Annotated in this window: 26 protein-coding genes; all 26 read right to left on the minus strand. The window is 64.6% G+C overall.

The genetic code is table 11. The annotated features are described in order from the left end of the window. The 26 genes from rplO to rpoC all read right to left on the minus strand — a co-directional run bounded on the left by rplO (window position 1) and on the right by rpoC (window position 18,799). A complete protein-coding gene (gene rplO / locus CSC76_RS09485; protein WP_162109802.1) occupies window positions 1-444 on the minus strand; it encodes a 50S ribosomal protein L15 in 444 nt (147 codons plus the stop codon). After that, a complete protein-coding gene (gene rpmD / locus CSC76_RS09490; protein WP_055941302.1) occupies window positions 444-635 on the minus strand; it encodes a 50S ribosomal protein L30 in 192 nt (63 codons plus the stop codon). The genes rplO and rpmD overlap by 1 nt, the downstream gene beginning before the upstream one ends. Next, a complete protein-coding gene (gene rpsE / locus CSC76_RS09495; protein ID WP_162109782.1) occupies window positions 628-1,170 on the minus strand; it encodes a 30S ribosomal protein S5 in 543 nt (180 codons plus the stop codon). The genes rpmD and rpsE overlap by 8 nt, the downstream gene beginning before the upstream one ends. Before the next feature lie 156 nt (window positions 1,171-1,326). Continuing rightward, window positions 1,327-1,683, minus strand: a complete 357-nt coding sequence (gene rplR / locus CSC76_RS09500) for a 50S ribosomal protein L18 (RefSeq protein WP_162109783.1) — start codon at window positions 1,681-1,683, stop codon at window positions 1,327-1,329. Between the two features lie 29 nt (window positions 1,684-1,712). Beyond that, the gene (rplF, locus tag CSC76_RS09505; RefSeq protein ID WP_162109784.1) at window positions 1,713-2,240 is read right to left on the minus strand and encodes a 50S ribosomal protein L6; all 528 of its coding nucleotides are present in this window, start codon (window positions 2,238-2,240) and stop codon (window positions 1,713-1,715) included. A gap of 17 nt (window positions 2,241-2,257) precedes the next feature. Continuing rightward, window positions 2,258-2,656, minus strand: coding sequence for a 30S ribosomal protein S8 (gene rpsH, locus CSC76_RS09510; RefSeq protein WP_162109785.1), 399 nt, complete (start codon window positions 2,654-2,656; stop codon window positions 2,258-2,260). Window positions 2,657-2,859: 203 nt separating this feature from the next. Next, the gene (gene rpsN, locus CSC76_RS09515; RefSeq protein WP_162109786.1) at window positions 2,860-3,165 is read right to left on the minus strand and encodes a 30S ribosomal protein S14; all 306 of its coding nucleotides are present in this window, start codon (window positions 3,163-3,165) and stop codon (window positions 2,860-2,862) included. 20 nt (window positions 3,166-3,185) lie between these two features. Continuing rightward, window positions 3,186-3,728, minus strand: coding sequence for a 50S ribosomal protein L5 (rplE, locus tag CSC76_RS09520; RefSeq protein ID WP_162109787.1), 543 nt, complete (start codon window positions 3,726-3,728; stop codon window positions 3,186-3,188). A gap of 11 nt (window positions 3,729-3,739) precedes the next feature. After that, window positions 3,740-4,057: a 50S ribosomal protein L24 gene (gene rplX, locus CSC76_RS09525; RefSeq protein ID WP_162109788.1), complete on the minus strand. Its 318-nt coding sequence runs from the start codon at window positions 4,055-4,057 to the stop codon at window positions 3,740-3,742. 15 nt (window positions 4,058-4,072) lie between these two features. Further along, a complete protein-coding gene (rplN, locus tag CSC76_RS09530; RefSeq protein WP_013535986.1) occupies window positions 4,073-4,441 on the minus strand; it encodes a 50S ribosomal protein L14 in 369 nt (122 codons plus the stop codon). 16 nt (window positions 4,442-4,457) lie between these two features. After that, window positions 4,458-4,724, minus strand: coding sequence for a 30S ribosomal protein S17 (gene rpsQ / locus CSC76_RS09535; RefSeq protein WP_056878823.1), 267 nt, complete (start codon window positions 4,722-4,724; stop codon window positions 4,458-4,460). A 12-nt stretch (window positions 4,725-4,736) separates the two neighbouring features. Continuing rightward, window positions 4,737-4,922, minus strand: coding sequence for a 50S ribosomal protein L29 (gene rpmC, locus CSC76_RS09540; protein WP_162109789.1), 186 nt, complete (start codon window positions 4,920-4,922; stop codon window positions 4,737-4,739). Further along, window positions 4,922-5,335 (minus strand): 50S ribosomal protein L16, encoded by a 414-nt coding sequence (gene rplP, locus CSC76_RS09545; RefSeq protein ID WP_056878822.1) that lies wholly within the window; start codon window positions 5,333-5,335, stop codon window positions 4,922-4,924. Before rplP ends, rpmC begins: the two co-directional genes overlap by 1 nt. 6 nt (window positions 5,336-5,341) lie before the next feature. Beyond that, window positions 5,342-6,061: a 30S ribosomal protein S3 gene (gene rpsC / locus CSC76_RS09550; RefSeq protein ID WP_056878821.1), complete on the minus strand. Its 720-nt coding sequence runs from the start codon at window positions 6,059-6,061 to the stop codon at window positions 5,342-5,344. Between the two features lie 2 nt (window positions 6,062-6,063). After that, on the minus strand, window positions 6,064-6,399 hold the full coding sequence (gene rplV, locus CSC76_RS09555; protein ID WP_055943295.1) for a 50S ribosomal protein L22: 336 nt from the start codon (window positions 6,397-6,399) through the stop codon (window positions 6,064-6,066). 12 nt (window positions 6,400-6,411) lie between these two features. Continuing rightward, window positions 6,412-6,687, minus strand: a complete 276-nt coding sequence (rpsS, locus tag CSC76_RS09560; RefSeq protein WP_055941277.1) for a 30S ribosomal protein S19 — start codon at window positions 6,685-6,687, stop codon at window positions 6,412-6,414. A 6-nt stretch (window positions 6,688-6,693) separates the two neighbouring features. Continuing rightward, window positions 6,694-7,521, minus strand: a complete 828-nt coding sequence (gene rplB, locus CSC76_RS09565; protein ID WP_162109790.1) for a 50S ribosomal protein L2 — start codon at window positions 7,519-7,521, stop codon at window positions 6,694-6,696. Between the two features lie 11 nt (window positions 7,522-7,532). Continuing rightward, complete coding sequence (rplW, locus tag CSC76_RS09570) at window positions 7,533-7,832, minus strand: 50S ribosomal protein L23 (RefSeq protein WP_055941273.1); 300 nt, start codon at window positions 7,830-7,832, stop codon at window positions 7,533-7,535. Next, complete coding sequence (gene rplD, locus CSC76_RS09575) at window positions 7,829-8,434, minus strand: 50S ribosomal protein L4 (protein ID WP_162109791.1); 606 nt, start codon at window positions 8,432-8,434, stop codon at window positions 7,829-7,831. Before rplD ends, rplW begins: the two co-directional genes overlap by 4 nt. A gap of 11 nt (window positions 8,435-8,445) precedes the next feature. Further along, entirely contained in the window at window positions 8,446-9,099 is a 654-nt protein-coding gene (gene rplC, locus CSC76_RS09580) for a 50S ribosomal protein L3 (protein WP_162109792.1), read from the minus strand. Window positions 9,100-9,110: 11 nt separating this feature from the next. Then, on the minus strand, window positions 9,111-9,422 hold the full coding sequence (gene rpsJ / locus CSC76_RS09585; RefSeq protein WP_162109793.1) for a 30S ribosomal protein S10: 312 nt from the start codon (window positions 9,420-9,422) through the stop codon (window positions 9,111-9,113). 517 nt (window positions 9,423-9,939) lie between these two features. Next, window positions 9,940-11,130 (minus strand): elongation factor Tu, encoded by a 1,191-nt coding sequence (tuf, locus tag CSC76_RS09590; protein ID WP_162109794.1) that lies wholly within the window; start codon window positions 11,128-11,130, stop codon window positions 9,940-9,942. 75 nt (window positions 11,131-11,205) lie between these two features. Next, the gene (gene fusA / locus CSC76_RS09595) at window positions 11,206-13,302 is read right to left on the minus strand and encodes an elongation factor G (protein WP_162109795.1); all 2,097 of its coding nucleotides are present in this window, start codon (window positions 13,300-13,302) and stop codon (window positions 11,206-11,208) included. 176 nt (window positions 13,303-13,478) lie between these two features. Next, entirely contained in the window at window positions 13,479-13,946 is a 468-nt protein-coding gene (gene rpsG / locus CSC76_RS09600) for a 30S ribosomal protein S7 (RefSeq protein WP_056879074.1), read from the minus strand. Between the two features lie 13 nt (window positions 13,947-13,959). Continuing rightward, window positions 13,960-14,334 carry a 30S ribosomal protein S12 gene (rpsL, locus tag CSC76_RS09605; protein ID WP_055945224.1) on the minus strand — a complete coding sequence of 125 codons (375 nt, stop codon included), beginning with the start codon at window positions 14,332-14,334 and terminating at the stop codon, window positions 13,960-13,962. Window positions 14,335-14,569: 235 nt separating this feature from the next. After that, window positions 14,570-18,799 carry a DNA-directed RNA polymerase subunit beta' gene (gene rpoC / locus CSC76_RS09610; RefSeq protein WP_162109796.1) on the minus strand — a complete coding sequence of 1,410 codons (4,230 nt, stop codon included), beginning with the start codon at window positions 18,797-18,799 and terminating at the stop codon, window positions 14,570-14,572. Window positions 18,800-18,872 lie beyond the last annotated feature (73 nt).

Genomic DNA, 18,872 nt, shown 5'->3' on the forward strand with positions numbered 1-18,872 from the left:
TTACCCCTGCACGCTGCCGCCGGCAGCCTCGATGGCGGCCTTGGCACCGGCCGTGACGGACACGCCCTTCAGCACGAACTTCGTGGTCAGTTCGCCCTTCTTCACGATCTTGGCGCGCTTGGCGGTGCTGGGCACCAGCTTGGCGGCACGCAGCGCGGCGAAGTCGATCTCGCCGGCTTCCAGCTTTTCCAGCTGGTAAGACAGCACTTCCGCGCAATCCAGCTTCAGCTTGGAGCGGAAACCGACCTTCGGCAGACGCTTGATCAGCGGCATCTGGCCGCCTTCGAACTTCGCCTTGATCTTGCCCTTGCCGGCGCGCGCGAACGAGCCCTTGTGGCCACGACCCGCGGTCTTGCCCAGGCCGGAACCGATACCACGGCCGACGCGGGTGCGTTCGGTACGGGCGCCGTCGGCGGGCTTCAGTGTGTTGAGACGCATGTTGATTACTCCTCGACCTTGACGAGGTAGTGGACCTTGGCGATCAGGCCGCGCACCTGCGGGCTGTCCTTCAGTTCACGCACGTCGTTGAGCTTGTTCAGGCCCAGCGCCTTCACCGACAGGCGGTGACGCGACTGGGAACCACGCAGGCCGCGCACCAGGCGCACCTTGACGGTCTTGTTGGACTCGTTAGCCATTGAGGAGTTCCTCCACCTTCTTGCCGCGCTTGGCCGCGATGCGGGTCGGCGACTGCATGTCGCTCAGGCCCTTCAGCGTGGCGCGGACCAGGTTGATCGGGTTGCGCGAACCGACGGCCTTGGCCAGCACGTTCTTCACACCCACCGCTTCCAGCACGGCGCGCATGGCACCGCCGGCGATCACGCCCGTACCTTCCGAGGCCGGCTGCATGAACACGCGCGCCGCACCGTGACCGGCCTTCACCGGGTGCCACAGCGTGCCGTTGTTCAGGTCGACGTTCAGCATGCCCTTGCGGGCGTATTCCATCGACTTCTGGATGGCGACCGGCACTTCACGCGCCTTGCCGTACCCGAAACCGATCTTGCCGTTGCCGTCGCCCACCCCCGTCAGTGCGGTGAAGGTGAACTGGCGACCGCCCTTGACGGTCTTGCTGACGCGGTTGACCGCGACCAGCTTCTCGATCATGCCGTCGTCGACTTTCTCTTCGCGGTTGCGGTCGCGATCGCGACCCCGCGGCTGACGTTCTTCTGCCATTGCTTGAATTCCTTGGTTGATGAGGTATGTACGGCGTGGCCGCTTATGGTTGTGGTGTGGAGCGGTGACGCATCGGCCGCTGCAGAAGAGCGACCGCGCCCGGCGCAGCCCGCGCCGGCAGGACAAGGCATGGGGTCGCCCCCATGCCTTTCAGGATTAGAACTGCAGGCCGCCTTCGCGGGCCGCGTCGGCCAGGGCCTTGATGCGGCCGTGGTAACGGTAGCCCGAGCGATCGAACGCGATCTTCTCGATGCCCGCGGCCTTGGCGCGCTCGGCGATGACCCGACCCACGCGCGCGGCGGCGTCGCTGTTCTTGCCGTTCTTCAGGCCATCCTTGACGTCGGCCTGCAGGGTGTTGGCGGAGGCGATGACCTTGGCGCCGTCGGCGGTGAACAGCTGGGCATAGATGTGCTGGCCGGTGCGCAGCACCGACAGGCGCGGCACGCCGAGCTCGCGGATGTGCGCACGGGTCGACTTGGCGCGACGCAGGCGGGCGGTGTTCTTGATGCTCATGATCTGGTTCCTCGAAGCCGAAAGCCCGGTTAGGCCTTCTTCGCTTCCTTGCGGATGATGGTTTCGTCGGAGTACTTCACGCCCTTACCCTTGTAGGGCTCCGGCGGACGGAAACCGCGGATCTTGGCGGCGACTTCACCCACGCGCTGCTTGTCGGCGCCCTGCACCAGGATTTCGGTCTGGGTCGGGGTGGCGATGGTGATGCCTTCCGGCGTCTTGAACAGGATCGGGTGGGAGAAACCCAGCGACAGGTTCAGGTCCTTGCCCTGCATCGCGGCACGGTAGCCCACGCCCACCAGCTCGAGCTTGCGCTCGAAGCCTTCCGACACGCCCTTGACCATGTTGGCCAGGATCGCGCGGATGGTGCCGGTGATGGCGTCGTCGGCCGGGGTGGCGGGCGACAAGTTGGCCACGCCGTTGTCGACATTCACGTCGACGCCGGCCGGCTTGGCGATGGACAGGGTGCCCTTCGGGCCCTTGACGTTAAGGGTCTCGCCCTGAGTGCTCAGTTCGACGCCCTTGGGGAGATTGATCGGCTTCTTGGCTACGCGGGACATGTTCTGGGCTCCTTCGCTTAGGCCACGAAGCACAGGACTTCACCACCCACGCCGGCCGCACGGGCCTGCGCATCGGTCATGATGCCCTTGGAAGTGGAAATGATGGCGACGCCCAGGCCACCGAGGACCTTGGGCAGCTCGGCCTTGCCACGGTACTGGCGCAGGCCCGAACGGGACACGCGGCTCAGCTTCTCGATGACCGGCTTGCCTTCGAAGTACTTCAGGACGATCTCGAGCTCGGCCTTGTTGTTCTCGGTCTTCGTCACGCGGACGTCACCGATATAGCCTTCGGCCTTCAGCACGTTGGCGATCGAGGTCTTGATCTTGGAGGACGGCATCTTCACCGTCGGCTTGCCCACAGCGGCGGCATTGCGAATGCGCACCAGCATGTCGGCGATGGGATCAGTCATGCTCATTAGAGTCTGCCTTATGAGTAGCACCGATATCCGCTTTCGCGAAAATCTTGTGTTGTCCCTGGAACCCCCAGGCGGGCCGCCGGCGGACCGGCACTCCCCGGCCAGGCCACGGGAGCCGAACATTGTACAACAACAAGTCCGGCCTGTGCCGGACTTGTCGCTTCACTCCATGCGACCGCCCTCGCGGGCGGCGCGGGAGACTGTTACCAGCTGGCCTTGCGCAGGCCGGGCACGTCACCGTTCATGGTGGCCTTGCGCAGCATGTTGCGGCCCAGGCCGAACTTGCGGTACACGCCACGCGAACGGCCGGACAGCTCGCAGCGGTTGCGCTGGCGGCTCGGCGAGGAGTCGCGCGGCAGCTTCTGCAACTTGGTGACCGCCTCGATCTTCTCTTCGTACGACGCAGTCGTACTCGAGATGATCTTCTTCAGCGCATCGCGCTTGGCGGCGTACTGCTTGGCCAGCTTTTCCCGCTTGATGTCGCGGTTGACCATCGAGGTCTTTGCCATGATGTCTTCTTCCTAGCGAATCAGTTGCGGAACGGGAACTTGAACGCTTCGAGCAGCGCCTTGGCTTCGGCGTCATTCTTGGCGGTCGTGGTGATGGCGATATCCATGCCGCGGATCGCGTCGACGGCGTCGAAGTCGATTTCCGGGAAGATGATCTGTTCCTTCACGCCCATGTTGTAGTTGCCGCGACCGTCGAACGAACGGCCGGATACGCCACGGAAGTCGCGGACGCGCGGCAGCGAGATGCTGATCAGGCGGTCCAGGAACTCGTACATCTTGGCGCGACGCAGGGTGACCTTGCAGCCGATCGGCCAACCGTCGCGGATCTTGAACGAAGCCACCGACACGCGGGACTTGGTCGTGATCGGCTTCTGGCCGGTGATCTTGGCCAGGTCGGCCACGGCGTTTTCCAGGATCTTCTTGTTGGTAGCCGCTTCACCCACACCCATGTTGATGGTGATCTTGGTGATCTTCGGCACTTCCATCGGATTGGTGTAGCCGAACTTCTTCATCAGAGCCGGCGCCACTTCTTCCTTGTACATTTTTTCGAGACGGGTGGTCATGACCTCATTCCTCAGGCGTCGAGCGCCTCACCACTGGAGCGGAACACGCGCAGTTTGCGTCCATCCTCCAGCACCTTGAAACCGATACGCTCGCCCTTACCCGTCGCCGGGTTGAACAGCGCGACATTGGAAATGTGGATCGAGCGCTCGCTCTCCACCACGCCACCCGCGATGCCGGCCTGCGGGTTCGGCTTGGTGTGGCGCTTGACGACATTCACGTTGGAGACGACCACGCGGTCGCCGTCCACGCGCACAACGTCGCCCTTCTTGCCCTTGTCCTTGCCGGTGATGACGACGACCTGGTCGCCCTTCTTGATACGGTTAGCCATTTCTATGTCCTCCGCTCAGAGCACTTCAGGCGCGAGCGAAACGATCTTCATGAACTTCTCGGAACGCAGCTCGCGGGTCACGGGCCCGAAGATGCGGGTGCCGATCGGCTCCTGCTTGTTGTTGAGCAGCACGGCGGCGTTGCCGTCGAAGCGGATCAGCGAACCGTCCGGGCGGCGGACGCCCTTGCGGGTACGCACGACCACGGCGTCGTAGACTTCGCCCTTCTTAACCTTGCCGCGCGGAATGGCGTCCTTGACGGTCACCTTGATGATGTCGCCGATGCCGGCGTAACGGCGCTTGGAACCGCCCAGCACCTTGATGCACATCAGTTCCTTGGCGCCGGAGTTGTCGGCCGCGTCAAGGTAGCTCTGCATCTGGATCATGATTCAGATCTCCTCTTTATTCGGCCGCGCGGGTGATGATTTCCACCACGCGCCAGTTCTTGGTCTTGGACATCGGGGCGATCTCGGTCACGCGCACCACGTCGCCTTCCTTGCAGCTGTTGTCCGCGTCGTGCGCGTGCAGCTTGGTGGAACGCTTGATGTACTTGCCGTACAGGGCGTGCTTGACCTGACGCTCCACCAGGACGGTGACCGTCTTGTCCATCTTGTTGCTGACGACGCGGCCTTCGATGGTGCGTTGCGCTTTGTCTTTGTTATCGCTCATCTTGGTCGCTCCTTACTTCTGGCTGCCCAGCAGGGTCTTGACGCGAGCGATCTCGCGACGGACCCGGCGGGGTTCATGCGTCTTCGGCCGCTGGCCGGTCACCTTCTGCATGCGCAGGGAGAACTGCTCCTTGCGCAACTCGGTCAGGTGGGCCTTCAGCTCGTCAGCCGATTTCTCGCGGAGTTGCTTGAGTTCCATTAGCGCACCGTCCGGGTCACGAAAGTGGTGGTGACCGACAGCTTGGCCGCGGCCAGGCGGAACGCCTCGCGCGCAATGTCCTCGCTGACGCCTTCGATTTCATAGATCATGCGGCCCGGCTGGATCTGGGCGACCCAGTACTCGACGTTGCCCTTACCCGAACCCATTCGGACTTCGATGGGCTTCTTGGTGATCGGCTTGTCGGGGAACACGCGGATCCACATCTTGCCGCCGCGCTTGACGTAGCGGCTGATCGAGCGGCGGGCCGCTTCGATCTGGCGCGCGGTCAACTGACCGTGCGCCGTGGCCTTCAGGCCGTACTCGCCGAAACTGACGAGGTTACCGTTCCAGCTCAGGCCTTCGTTCCGGCCCTTGTGCATCTTGCGGTATTTGGTTCGCTTGGGTTGCAACATGACTGATTACCTCGCGTCGCGGTCACGAGCCGGGCGCGAAGGACGCTCGCTACGCTCGGGGCGCGCGTCGTCCTGCTTCTCCTGACCCACCTGGCTGAAATCGAAGATTTCGCCCTTGTAGACCCACACCTTGATGCCGATGATGCCGTAGGTGGTCTTCGCCTCGGCAAAACCGTAATCGATGTCGGCACGCAGCGTGTGCAGCGGCACGCGGCCTTCGCGGTACCACTCGGAACGGGCGATTTCCGCACCGTTCAAGCGGCCTGCCACGTTGACCTTGATGCCCAAGGCACCCAAGCGCATCGCGTTGCCCACGGCGCGCTTCATGGCGCGGCGGAACATGATGCGGCGCTCCAGCTGCTGCGCGATCGATTCGGCCACCAGCTGGGCGTCCAGCTCGGGCTTGCGCACTTCGGTGACGTTGATGTGCGCCGGGACGCCCATCAGGTCGCTCACTTCCTTGCGCAGCTTCTCGATGTCCTCACCGCGCTTGCCGATCACCACGCCCGGACGGGCGGTGTGGATGGTCACGCGGGCGGTCTTGGCCGGACGCTCGATCAGGATCTTGGAAATGCCGGCCTGGGCCAGCTTCTTGCGAAGCATCTCGCGCACCTTGAGGTCCGCGGCCAGATAGTCGGCGTAGTCGCGCTTGTTGGCGAACCACTTGGAATTCCAGTCCTTGGCGATGCCCAGGCGGATACCGGTCGGATGAACTTTGTGACCCATACTTATTTGCCCTCGCCCACGACCACGGTGATGTGGCTGGTGCGCTTCAGAATGCGGGTGCCACGGCCCTTGGCGCGGGCCATGAAACGCTTCAGCATCGGACCTTCGTCGACCATGATGGTCTTGACCTTCAGCTCGTCGACGTCGGCGCCCTGGTTGTTCTCGGCGTTGGCGATGGCGGACTCCACGACCTTCTTGATCAGGTGGGCAGCCTTCTTGTCCGAGAACTTCAGCAGGTTGACGGCGCGCTCGGCCGGCAGCCCGCGCACCTGGTCGGCGACCAGGCGGGCCTTCTGGGGGGAGATGCGCGCGGTGCGCAGGATGGCTTTCGCTTCCATGATCATCTCTCCTTACTTCTTGCCGCCGGCTTTCTTGTCGCCACCGTGACCCTTGAAGGTACGGGTGACGGCAAACTCGCCGAGCTTGTGGCCGACCATGTTCTCGTTGACCAGCACCGGAACGTGGTTCTTGCCATTGTGGATGGCGATCGTGAAACCCACCATTTCCGGCAGGATCATCGAACGGCGCGACCAGGTCTTGATCGGCTTCTTGCTACCGCCCGCGGCCTCCACCTTCTTGACGAGGTGGTGATCGACGAACGGGCCCTTCTTGAGTGAACGTGCCATGGTCGATTAGCCCCTACGATCGCGGACGATGAATTGCTGCGTGCGCTTGTTCTTGCGCGTCTTGTAACCCTTGGTCGGCACACCCCACGGGGTGACCGGGTGCGGGTTGCCCTGGCCGGCCTTGGCCTCACCACCACCGTGCGGGTGGTCGACGGGGTTCATGGCCGCACCGCGGACGGTCGGCTTGACACCACGCCAGCGCTTGGCGCCGGCCTTGCCCAGCTTCTCCAGGCTGTGCTCGTCGTTGCCCACTTCGCCAACGGCGGCGCGGCACTCGACCTGCACCTTGCGCATCTCGCCGGAGCGGAGGCGCAGCGTGGCGAAACCCTGCTCGCGGGCGACCAACTGCACGGCGGCGCCGGCGGCGCGGGCGATCTGCGCGCCCTTGCCCGGCTTCAGCTCGATGCCGTGGATAGTCGTACCGCCCGGGATATTGCGCAGCGGCAGCGTGTTGCCGGCCTTGATCGGCGCATCGCTACCGGCGATGACCTGGTCGCCGGCCTTCAGGCCCTTAGGGGCGATGATGTAGCGGCGCTCGCCATCGACGTAGCACAGCAGCGCGATGTGCGCGGTGCGGTTGGGATCGTATTCGATCCGCTCCACGCGCGCCGGGATGCCTTCCTTGTCGCGCTTGAAGTCGATGAGACGGTAGTGCTGCTTGTGGCCACCGCCGATGTGGCGGGTGGTGATGCGACCGTGGTGGTTACGACCACCGGTCTTGCTCTGCTTCTCGAGGAGCGGCGCATGCGGCGCCCCCTTGTGCAGATCGGGCGTCACCACGCGGACGGCGGAACGGCGGCCGGCGGAGGTGGGTTTGAACTTCATCAATGGCATGTGGGTCTACCTCAGGCCTTGGCCGACACGTCGATGGCCTGGCCATCGGCCAGACGCACGTACGCCTTGCGCCAGTCGCCGCGGCGGCCGGCGCGGTTGCGGAAGGACTTGTTCTTGCCCTTCACGTTCACCACGTTGACCGTCTCGACCTTGACGTCGAACAGCTGCTCGACCGCGGCCTTCACATCGGCCTTGGTGGCATCGTTCGAGACTTCGAAGACGTATTGGTTGGAGAGTTCCTGCAGGCGCACGGTCTTTTCGGAGACACGCGGAGCGCGCAGCACGGCAAAAATCTTTTCGTTGCTGATCATGCCAGCCACTCCTCGATCTTCTTGATGGCGTCGGCCGTGATCAGCACGGAGTCGGCACCGACCAGCGCCGCCGGATCCAGGCCCTGCACGTCGCGCACTTCCACGTAGGGAAGATTGCGGGCGGACAGGTACAGGTGCTCGGAGGCATCCTCGGTGACGATCAGCGGACGCTTGCCCAGATCCAGGCCCTTCAGCTTCTCGACCAGGGCGCTGGTCTTGGTGGCGTCCACATCGAACGCTTCCACGACCGTCAGGCGGTTCTGGCGGTTCAGCTCCGACAGGATCGAGCTGATGGCCGCGCGGTACATCTTGCGGTTCACCTTCTGCGCGAAGCTGCGCGGCTTGGCCGCGAAGGTCACGCCGCCGCCGACGAAGATCGGCGCGGTCAGGGCGCCGTGACGGGCGCCGCCGCCCTTCTGCTTCTTGGACTTCTTGGTGGTGCCGTTCACTTCGGCGCGGGTCTTCTGCGCCTTGGTGCCGGAACGACCGGCGTTGCGGTAGGCAACGACGACCTGGTGGACCAGATCCTCGCTGAATTCGCGGCCGAACACGTCGTCGGAGACCGACAGCTTGTTGGCGCTACCTGTAATGGCTAGTTCCATGGTCGTTCTCCTCAACCCTTGCTTGCCGGACGCACGATCACGTCGCCACCCGGCGCACCCGGCACGGCGCCGCGAACGGCGATCAGGCCGCGCTCGGCGTCCACGCGGACGATTTCCAGGTTCTGCGTGCTCTGCTGCACTGCGCCCATGTGGCCGGACATCTTCTTGCCCGGGAACACGCGACCCGGCGTCTGGCGCTGGCCCAGCGAACCCGGCGCGCGATGCGACAGCGAGTTACCGTGGGTGGCGTCGCCCATGCGGAAGTTCCAGCGCTTGATGGTGCCCTGGAAGCCCTTGCCCTTGGTGACGCCCTGGACGTCGACCTTCTGGCCCACTTCAAAGATGTCGGCCTTGATTTCGCCGCCGACGGTGAAGTCGCCCAGCTTGTCGGCTTCGATACGCAGCTCCCACAGGCCACGACCGGCTTCGACCTTGGCCTTGGCCAGGTGACCGGCGACCGGCTTGGTGACGAGCGAGGCGCGACGGCTGCCCACAGCGACCTGCACGGCGCTGTAGCCGTCGGTTTCCGGGGTCTTGATCTGGGTGATGCGGTTCGGGGTTGCTTCGATCAGCGTCACCGGAATGGACTTGCCATCTTCGGTGAACACGCGGGTCATGCCAGCCTTGCGGCCGACGAGACCCAACGAATACTTCTTCGCGGTCATGGTCGTTGGCCTCAGGTCAGCTTGATCTGAACGTCGACGCCGGCAGCCAGTTCGAGCTTCATCAGCGCGTCCACGGTCTTGTCGTTGGGGTCGACGATGTCGAGCACGCGCTTGTGCGTGCGGGTCTCATACTGGTCGCGCGCGTCCTTGTCGACGTGCGGGGACACCAGGATGGTGAAACGCTCGATCTTGGTCGGCAGCGGGATCGGGCCGCGCACCTGCGCGCCGGTCCGCTTGGCCGTCTCAACGATCTCGCTGGCCGAGCGGTCGATCAGACGATGATCGTACGCCTTGAGCCGGATTCGGATCTTTTGGTCCGCCATGACGGAAATTTCCTTCGTTAAAGAGCGACGGGCGCGGCCTCTGGGATGCCTTGCCCCGGTTAGTCCAAGCTGATCCATTTCCCCACTGCCCGCGAGGACTCCACGAGCGGAAAGCACCTGAATCGGCTGGGGATTCTTCCTGAAAAACAAGGCAGGCCGGTAAACCGGCCCGCCCAGACATGAAAGTATAGGACGCGTGACACACCCCGTCAACCACCAGGGCGCCCTGCCCGGCCGAAGCCTGCAGGATGGCACGCGACACTCCGTGTCTGGCGAACACGAGGCGCATCCTGCACCTCTTTTCGCGGTAGGCCGGCCTCCTCCCAGGGGGCGCCGGCAGTTATTGCGATCCTGAATAGCGGGTCGCCATTCGGGGGCCGGCATTGTAGCCGTTCAACACTCTTGCCGCAAGCGTTTCGCGCCTCCAGCGGATGCACCCAAAAGGAAGGCCGGCGTTACCGGCCCTCCCGGGTTGCGGGGCGCGCCCGGAGGCGCGACACGCGGGACCGCCGGGGCCTTACTTGATGATTTTGGCCACCACGCCGGCGCCGACCGTACGGCCGCCCTCGCGGATCGCGAAGCGCAGGCCTTCGTCCATCGCCACCGGGTTGATCAGCGTGACCACCATCTTCACGTTGTCGCCCGGCATCACCATCTCCACGCCTTCCGGCAGCTGCACCGCACCGGTGATGTCGGTGGTGCGGAAGTAGAACTGCGGGCGGTAGCCCTTGAAGAACGGGGTGTGACGGCCGCCTTCGTCCTTGCTCAGCACGTACACTTCGGCTTCGAACTCGGTGTGCGGGGTGATCGAACCCGGCTTGGCCAGCACCTGGCCACGCTCCACGTCGTCACGCTTGGTGCCGCGCAGCAGCAGACCGGCGTTGTCGCCCGCCTGGCCCTGGTCCAGCAGCTTGCGGAACATTTCCACGCCCGTGACCGTGGTCTTCTGGGTCGGACGGATACCGACGATTTCGATTTCGTCGCCCACCTTGATGATGCCGCGCTCGATACGACCGGTCACCACGGTGCCGCGGCCGGAGATCGAGAACACGTCTTCCACCGGCATCAGGAACGGCTTGTCGACGTCACGCTCCGGGGTCGGGATCCAGGTGTCCAGCGCGTCCACCAGCTTCAGGATCGCCGGCACGCCGATCTCGCTCTGGTCGCCTTCCAGCGCCAGACGGGCCGAGCCCGAGATGATCGGGGTGTCGTCGCCCGGGAACTCGTACTTGCTCAGCAGTTCGCGGACTTCCATCTCCACCAGCTCCAGCAGCTCGGCGTCGTCCACCATGTCAGCCTTGTTCAGGAACACGACGATGTACGGCACGCCCACCTGGCGCGACAGCAGGATGTGCTCACGCGTCTGCGGCATCGGGCCGTCGGCGGCCGAGCACACCAGGATCGCGCCGTCCATCTGCGCCGCACCGGTGATCATGTTCTTCACGTAGTCGGCGTGGCCCGGGCAGTCCACGTGCGCGTAGTGGCGCGTGGCCGATTCGTATTCCACGTGCGCCGTCGAAATCGTGATGCCGCGCGCCTTCTCTTCCGGCGCCGCGTCGATCGCGTCGTACGCCTTGAACTCGCCACCGAAACGCTCCGCGCCGATCTTCGTCAGCGCCGCCGTCAGCGTCGTCTTGCCGTGGTCAACGTGGCCAATCGTGCCCACGTTCACGTGCGGCTTGGTGCGTTCGAATTTACCCTTTGCCATTGTCTTCTACCTTGTTATGCGTGATTCATGACGGGAGCGCCGGGCATCGCACCCGCGATGCCCGGCCCCCAACTCTTAGTTCTTCTTGACGACCGCGTCAGCGATGTTGGCCGGCGCTTCCGCGTAGTGGTCGAACTCCATCGAGAACGTGGCGCGACCCTGCGACATCGAACGCAGCGTGGTGGCGTAGCCGAACATTTCGCCCAGCGGCACCATCGCGTTGATCACCTTGCCGGACGGACTGTCGTCCTGACCCTGCAGGATGCCGCGACGACGGCTCACGTCGCCCATCACGTCGCCCAGATAGTCTTCCGGGGTGACGATCTCGACCTTCATGATCGGCTCCAGCAGGACCGGCTGGGCCTTGCTGAAGGCTTCCTTGAACGCCATCGAGCCAGCGACCTTGAACGCCATTTCGTTGGAGTCGACGTCATGGAAGGAGCCGTCCACGGCCTTGATGGCGATGTCGACGACCGGGAAACCGGCCAGCGGACCGCTCTTCATGGCTTCTTCGATGCCCTTGCCCGCCGCTGCGACGTATTCCTTCGGCACGACACCGCCGACGATGGCGCTCTCGTACGAGAAGCCCACGCCGCGCTCGACCGGCGACATCTCGATGACGATGTGGCCGTACTGGCCGCGACCGCCCGACTGGCGCACGAACTTGCCTTCCTGCTTGATCGCCTTGCGGATCGTCTCGCGATAGGCCACCTGCGGCTTGCCGACGTTGGCCTCCACGTTGAACTCGCGCTTCATGCGGTCAACGATGATATCCAGGTGCAGCTCGCCCATGCCCGAGATGATGGTCTGACCCGATTCCTCGTCGGTACGGACGCGGAACGAGGGATCTTCCTGCGCCAGGCGGCCCAGCGCCAAACCCATCTTCTCCTGGTCGGACTTGGTCTTCGGTTCCACGGCCATCGAGATGACCGGCTCCGGGAAGCTCATGCGCTCGAGGATGATCGGAGCGTCCTGGGCACACAGGGTGTCACCGGTGGTGACGTCCTTCAGGCCCACGGCAGCCGCGATATCGCCGGCCAACACTTCCTTGATCTCGTCACGGTTGTTGGAGTGCATCTGCAACAGACGACCGATGCGCTCCTTCTTGCCCTTGACCGAGTTGAAAACCTGATCGCCGGCATTCAGCGTTCCCGAATACACGCGGAAGAAGGTGAGCGAGCCGACGAACGGATCGGTCATGATCTTGAAGGCCAACGCCGAGAACGGCGCCTTGTCGCTGGAATCGCGGGTCAGCTCCTTGGATTCGTCATCCACGTCGGTGCCCTTCACCGCCGGCACGTCCACCGGCGACGGCAGCAGCTTGACCACGCCGTCCAGCATGGCCTGCACGCCCTTGTTCTTGAACGCCGAACCGCAGAACATCGGCACGATCTCGGTCTTCAGCGTGCGGGCACGCAGCGCGGAATAGATCTCGTCCTCGGTCAGCTCCTCGCCACCCAGGTACTTGTCCATCAGCTCTTCATTGGCCTCGGCGGCCGACTCGACCATGAACGCACGAGCCTCCTCCGCCACGGACTGCAGGTCAGCCGGGATGTCGCGGTACTCGAAGGTCATGCCCTGGGTCTTGTCGTCCCACGCGATGGCCTTCATCTTGACCAGGTCGACCACGCCGACAAAACCATCCTCGGCACCGATCGGCACCTGCATCGGCACCGGCGAGGCGCCCAGACGCGACTTCAGCTGGTCACGGACCTTGAAGAAGTTGGCGCCCGTCCGGTCCATCTTGTTGACCAACGCGATGCGCGGAACGTGGTACTTGTTGGCCTGACGCCACACGGTCTCGGACTGCGGCTGCACGCCGCCCACGGCACACAGGACGAACACCGCGCCGTCGAGCACGCGCAGCGAGCGCTCCACTTCGATGGTGAAGTCGACGTGCCCGGGGGTATCGATGATGTTGAAGCGGTGCTCCGGCATGGACTTGTCCATACCCTTCCAGAACGCGGTGGTGGCGGCGGACTGGATCGTGATGCCACGCTCCTGCTCCTGCTCCATCCAGTCCATGGTCGCGGCACCGTCGTGCACTTCACCGATCTTGTGGCTCTTGCCGGTGTAGAACAGGATGCGCTCGGACGTGGTGGTCTTGCCGGCGTCGATGTGCGCCATGATGCCGAAGTTGCGGTAACGCTCGATGGGAGTGGTGCGAGCCACGACAGTCTCTCTTTTCTGATGGAGGGCCGGCGGGATGCCGTGGCCTTCCGTGGAGGGCGGATCTTCAGATGGCCGAATGCCGCCTTTCGGCGGCCTTCGGGATCGGGACGCCGGAGCGCGTCCCAGGGGCACCTAGATGGTGCCGAGGGCCCTTGATCGCAAGGGCCCGCAGGCCGTTACCAGCGGTAGTGCGCGAACGCCTTGTTCGCTTCCGCCATGCGGTGGGTCTCTTCACGCTTCTTGATGGCGCCACCGCGGTTCTCGGAGGCATCCAGCAGTTCGGCGGCCAGCTTGCGCGGCATGGAGTTCTCGCCGCGCTTGCGGGCGGACTCGATCAGCCAGCGCATCGCCAGCGCCATGCGACGCGAGGAACGCACTTCGACCGGCACCTGGTAGGTGGCGCCGCCGACGCGGCGGGACTTCACCTCGACGGCCGGAGAGACGTTGTCCAGCGCCTTCTCGACCAGTTCCAGGGCGTTCGGGTTCTTTTCGCCGATCACGTCCATGGCGCCGTAGACGATCTTCTCGGCGACGGACTTCTTGCCGCTCAGCATCACCATGTTGATGAAGCGGGCGATCGTCTGGCTGCCGTGCTTGGGGTCCGGCAGGATTTCACGTTGGGGGGCAGAGCCTTTGCGCGACATGTTCGTTTATTCCTTAAGCCTTGGGACGCTTGGCGCCGTACTTGGAACGACCCTGACGGCGCTTGGCGACGCCCGAGGCGTCCAGCGAGCCGCGCACGGTGTGGTAACGCACGCCCGGCAGGTCCTTCACGCGACCACCGCGCACGAGCACCACGGAGTGCTCCTGCAGGTTGTGGCCTTCGCCGCCGATGTAGCTGATGATCTCTTCCTGGTTGGTCAGGCGCACCTTGGCGACCTTGCGCAGGGCCGAGTTCGGCTTCTTCGGGGTGGTCGTATAGACACGGGTGCACACGCCGCGACGCTGCGGGCAGTTGTCCAGCGCGGGCGACTGGCTCTTGTACGTGGGGGCCTGCCGCGGCTTGCGGACCAGCTGATTGACGGTTGCCATAGTGGATTCTTCGTGTGAAGGCCGGAGCCTTGTTTGACATGAAAACGAAGGCAGGCCGCAAGACGGCCCACCTAGACGGAAAAGTATAGCCGGCCACCCGCCCTACCGTCAACGCGACGGGGGTGGGTGCCTGCCAACTGACTGCGATCCCGCCCTTCCTGGGCCGAAAACGAGGCGCGTCCTGCGCCTCTTTTCGTGGTCTGGGACGGCCCGGGGGCCGTCGGGTGGTACGAATTTAGCTGGCGCTGGACTCCTCGCCCGCCTCGTCCGAGGCCACGGCCGCCGGGGTGACCGGCTCGCTGACGACGCCGGACAGGGCGTCGACCTCGGCCTCGGTCAGACCGGAGGCATTGCGGCGGCGCTGGTTGTGGTACGCCAGACCGGTGCCGGCCGGGATCAGGCGACCGACGATGACGTTCTCCTTCAGGCCACGCAGGGGATCGCGCGTACCACGGACAGCCGCCTCGGTCAGCACGCGGGTGGTCTCCTGGAAGGAGGCCGCGGAGATGAACGATTCGGTCGCCAGCGACGCCTTGGTGATGCCCAGCAGCACGGGATCGTACTTGGCGGGCAGCTCGTTACGCGCGGCCAGCTTGGCGTTCTCCTCAATCACGCGCTGCTTCTCGACCTGCTCGCCCGCCAGGAACTTGCTGTTGCCGGCATCGGTGATCTCGACCTTGCGCAGCATCTGGCGGGTGATCACCTCGATGTGCTTGTCGTTGATCTTCACGCCCTGCAGGCGGTACACGTCCTGGATTTCCTTCACCAGGTAGGCGGCCAGCGGCTCGACGCCCAGCAGGCGCAGGATGTCCTGCGGGCTCGGCTCGCCGTCCACGATGGTTTCGCCCTTGGCCACGTGTTCGCCTTCGAACACGATGATCTGGCGGAACTTCGGGATCAGCTCCTCGTGCTCGGAACCATCGGGGTCCTTGATGATCAGGCGCTGCTTGCCCTTGGTGTCCTTGCCGAAGCTGATGATGCCGGAACGCTCGGCCAGGATGGCCGGGTCCTTCGGCTTGCGGGCTTCGAACAGGTCGGCCACGCGCGGCAGACCGCCGGTGATGTCGCGCGTCTTGGACGCTTCCTGCGGCACCTTGGTGACCACGTCGCCCACGCCGACGGGCGCGCCGTCCTGCAGGTTGACGATCGAGCGCGGCGGCAGCAGGTACTGCGCCGGCAGGTCGGTCCCGGGAATGCTCAGGTCCTTGCCGTCCTTGTCCACGATGCGGACGATCGGACGCAGGTCCTTGCCCTGCGAACCGCGACGCTTCGGATCGGTGATCTCGCGCGAGGCCAGACCGGTCAGTTCGTCGGTCTTCTCGATGACGGTGACGCCGTCGACGAAGTCGACGAAGCGCACGAAACCGGCCACTTCCGACACGATCGGGTGGTTGTGCGGATCCCAGTTCGCCACGGCCTGGCCGGCGGTGATCTGGTCGCCGTCCTTGACGTTGATGGTGGCGCCGTAGGGCAGCTTGTAGCGCTCGCGCTCGCGGCCGTGGCCGTCGAGCACCGACAGTTCACCCGAACGCGAGACGGCGACCAGGCTGCCGTTGGCGTGTTCGACGAACTTCAGGTTGTTGAACTTGATCGAGCCGGTGGTCTTGACGGTGATGTTGTCGACCGCCGCCGCACGCGATGCCGCGCCACCGATGTGGAACGTACGCATGGTCAGCTGGGTGCCGGGCTCGCCGATCGACTGCGCGGCGATGACGCCGACCGCTTCGCCGATGTTGACGATGTGGCCACGGGCCAGGTCGCGGCCATAGCAGTGGGCGCAGACGCCGAAATCGGACTCGCAGGTGATGGTGGAGCGCACCTTCAGCGCCTGCACGCCGGCGTCTTCCAACTTCTGCACCCAGGCTTCGTCCAGCAGCGTGTTGCGGGTGACGATCGGATCCTCGTCGTTGCCCGGCAGGAACACGTCCTCGGCCACGATGCGGCCCAGCACGCGGTCACGCAGCGGCTCGACCACGTCGCCGCCTTCCACGATCGGGGTCATCATCAGGCCTTCCGACGTACCGCAATCGACCTCGGTGATCACCACGTCCTGCGCCACGTCGACCAGGCGACGGGTCAGGTAACCGGAGTTCGCGGTCTTCAGCGCGGTATCGGCCAGGCCCTTGCGGGCACCGTGCGTGGAGTTGAAGTACTCCTGCACGTTCAGGCCTTCGCGGAAGTTCGCCTTGATGGGCGTCTCGATGATCGAGCCGTCGGGGCGGGCCATCAGGCCGCGCATGCCGGCCAGCTGGCGGATCTGGGCCTGGCTACCACGGGCGCCGGAGTCGGCCATGATGTAGAGCGAGTTCATCGACTTCTCGTTGATGGTCTCGCCCTTGGCGTTCTTCACCTTGTCGGTGCCGATGGTGTCCATCATCGCCTTGGCGATGCGCTCGTTGGTGCGCGACCAGATGTCGACCACCTTGTTGTAGCGCTCGCCGGCGGTGACCAGACCGCTCTGGTACTGCTCCTGGATCTCCAGCACTTCCTGCTCGGCTTCGCCCAGGATGCCCTTCTTCTCGGCCGGGATCAGCATGTCGTCGATGCCGATCGAGACGCCGGCGCGCGTGGCGTACGCGAAGCCGGTGTACATCAGCTTGTCGGCGAACACGACCGTGTCCTTCAGGCCCAGCATGCGGTAGCTGGAGTTGATCAGGCGGCTGATGGCCTTCTTGTTCAGCTCGGTGTTCACCAGGGCGAACGGCAGGCCTTCCGGCAGGATCTCGGCCAGCAGCGCGCGACCGATCGTGGTGTCCACGATACTGGTCTGCTTGCTGCGGCCACCTTCCTCGTCGATCACGGTGCCGCTGATACGGACCTTGACCTTGGCGTGCAGCTCGACGGCGCGGTTGTCGTAGGCGCGCTTGACCTCGGCGATGTTGGCGAACGCCATGCCCTCGCCCTTCTTGTTCTCCAGCGCGCGGGTCATGTAGTACAGGCCGAGCACGACGTCCTGCGACGGCACGATGATCGGCTCGCCGTTGGCGGGCGACAGGATGTTGTTGGACGACATCATCAGCGCGCGCGCTTCCAGCTGGGCTTCCAGCGAGAGCGGCACGTGCACGGCCATCTGGTCACCGTCGAAGTCAGCGTTGAACGCCGTACAAACCAGCGGGTGCAGCTGGATGGCCTTGCCTTCGATCAGCACCGGCTCGAACGCCTGGATGCCCAGGCGGTGCAGCGTCGGCGCGCGGTTCAGCAGCACCGGGTGCTCGCGGATGACCTCTTCCAGGATGTCCCAGACGTCGGCTTCTTCGCGCTCGACCAGCTTCTTGGCGGCCTTGATGGTGGTGGCCAGGCCACGGCGCTGCAGCTTGGCGAACACGAACGGCTTGAACAGCTCCAGCGCCATCTTCTTCGGCAGGCCGCATTCGTGCAGGCGCAGGGTCGGGCCGACCACGATGACCGAACGGCCGGAGTAGTCGACGCGCTTGCCCAGCAGGTTCTGGCGGAAGCGGCCCTGCTTGCCCTTGATCATGTCGGCCAGCGACTTCAGCGGGCGCTTGTTGGTGCCGGTGATGGCGCGGCCGCGGCGGCCGTTGTCCATCAGGGCGTCCACCGACTCCTGCAGCATGCGCTTCTCGTTGCGCACGATGATGTCGGGCGCGTTGAGTTCCAGCAGGCGGCGCAGGCGGTTGTTGCGGTTGATGACGCGACGGTACAGGTCGTTCAGGTCGGAGGTCGCGAAGCGGCCGCCATCCAGCGGCACCAGCGGACGCAGGTCCGGCGGCAGCACGGGCAGCACGGTCATGACCATCCATTCAGGACGGTTGCCCGACTCCAGGAACGCCTCGATCAGCTTGATGCGCTTGGTGAGGCGCTTGAGCTTGGTCTCGGAGTTGGTGCTGGCGATTTCCTCGCGCAGGTTCACCATCTCGGCCTGCAGGTCGATGGTGCGCAGCAGGTCGTAGACGGCCTCGGCGCCCATGGCGGCGTCGAAGTCGTCGCCATGTTCCTGGCGCGCCTGCATGAACTGCTCTTCGGTCAGCAGCTGGCGGCGTTCGAGCGAGGTCAGGCCCGGCTCGGTGACGACATAGGCTTCGAAGTACAGCACGCGCTCGATGTCGCGCAGGGTCATGTCAAGCATCAGGCCGATGCGCGACGGCAGCGACTTCAGGAACCAGATGTGCGCGACCGGGCTGGCCAGGTCGATGTGGCCCATGCGCTCACGGCGCACCTTGGCCAGCGTCACTTCCGTGCCGCACTTCTCGCAGACCACGCCGCGGTGCTTCATGCGCTTGTACTTGCCGCACAGGCACTCGTAGTCCTTGATCGGGCCGAAGATGGCCGAGCAGAACAGGCCGTCGCGCTCGGGCTTGAACGTCCGGTAGTTGATGGTTTCCGGCTTCTTCACTTCGCCGAAGGACCACGAACGGATCAGGTCCGGCGAAGCCAGCGCGATCTTGATCGCGTCGAAGTCCAGCGTCTGGCGCTGCTGGTTGAAGAGGTTGAGCAGGTCTTTCATTTTGTTTCTCCGTCAGGAGGAATCTTTGTCGGGGGCGGGATGACGTGCTTCGCAACGCGGGCGCAGGGAAGCG

Source organism: Pseudoxanthomonas mexicana, assembly GCF_010093385.1.
In the GTDB taxonomy this organism is placed as follows: Bacteria; Pseudomonadota; Gammaproteobacteria; order Xanthomonadales; family Xanthomonadaceae; genus Pseudoxanthomonas_A; species Pseudoxanthomonas_A mexicana.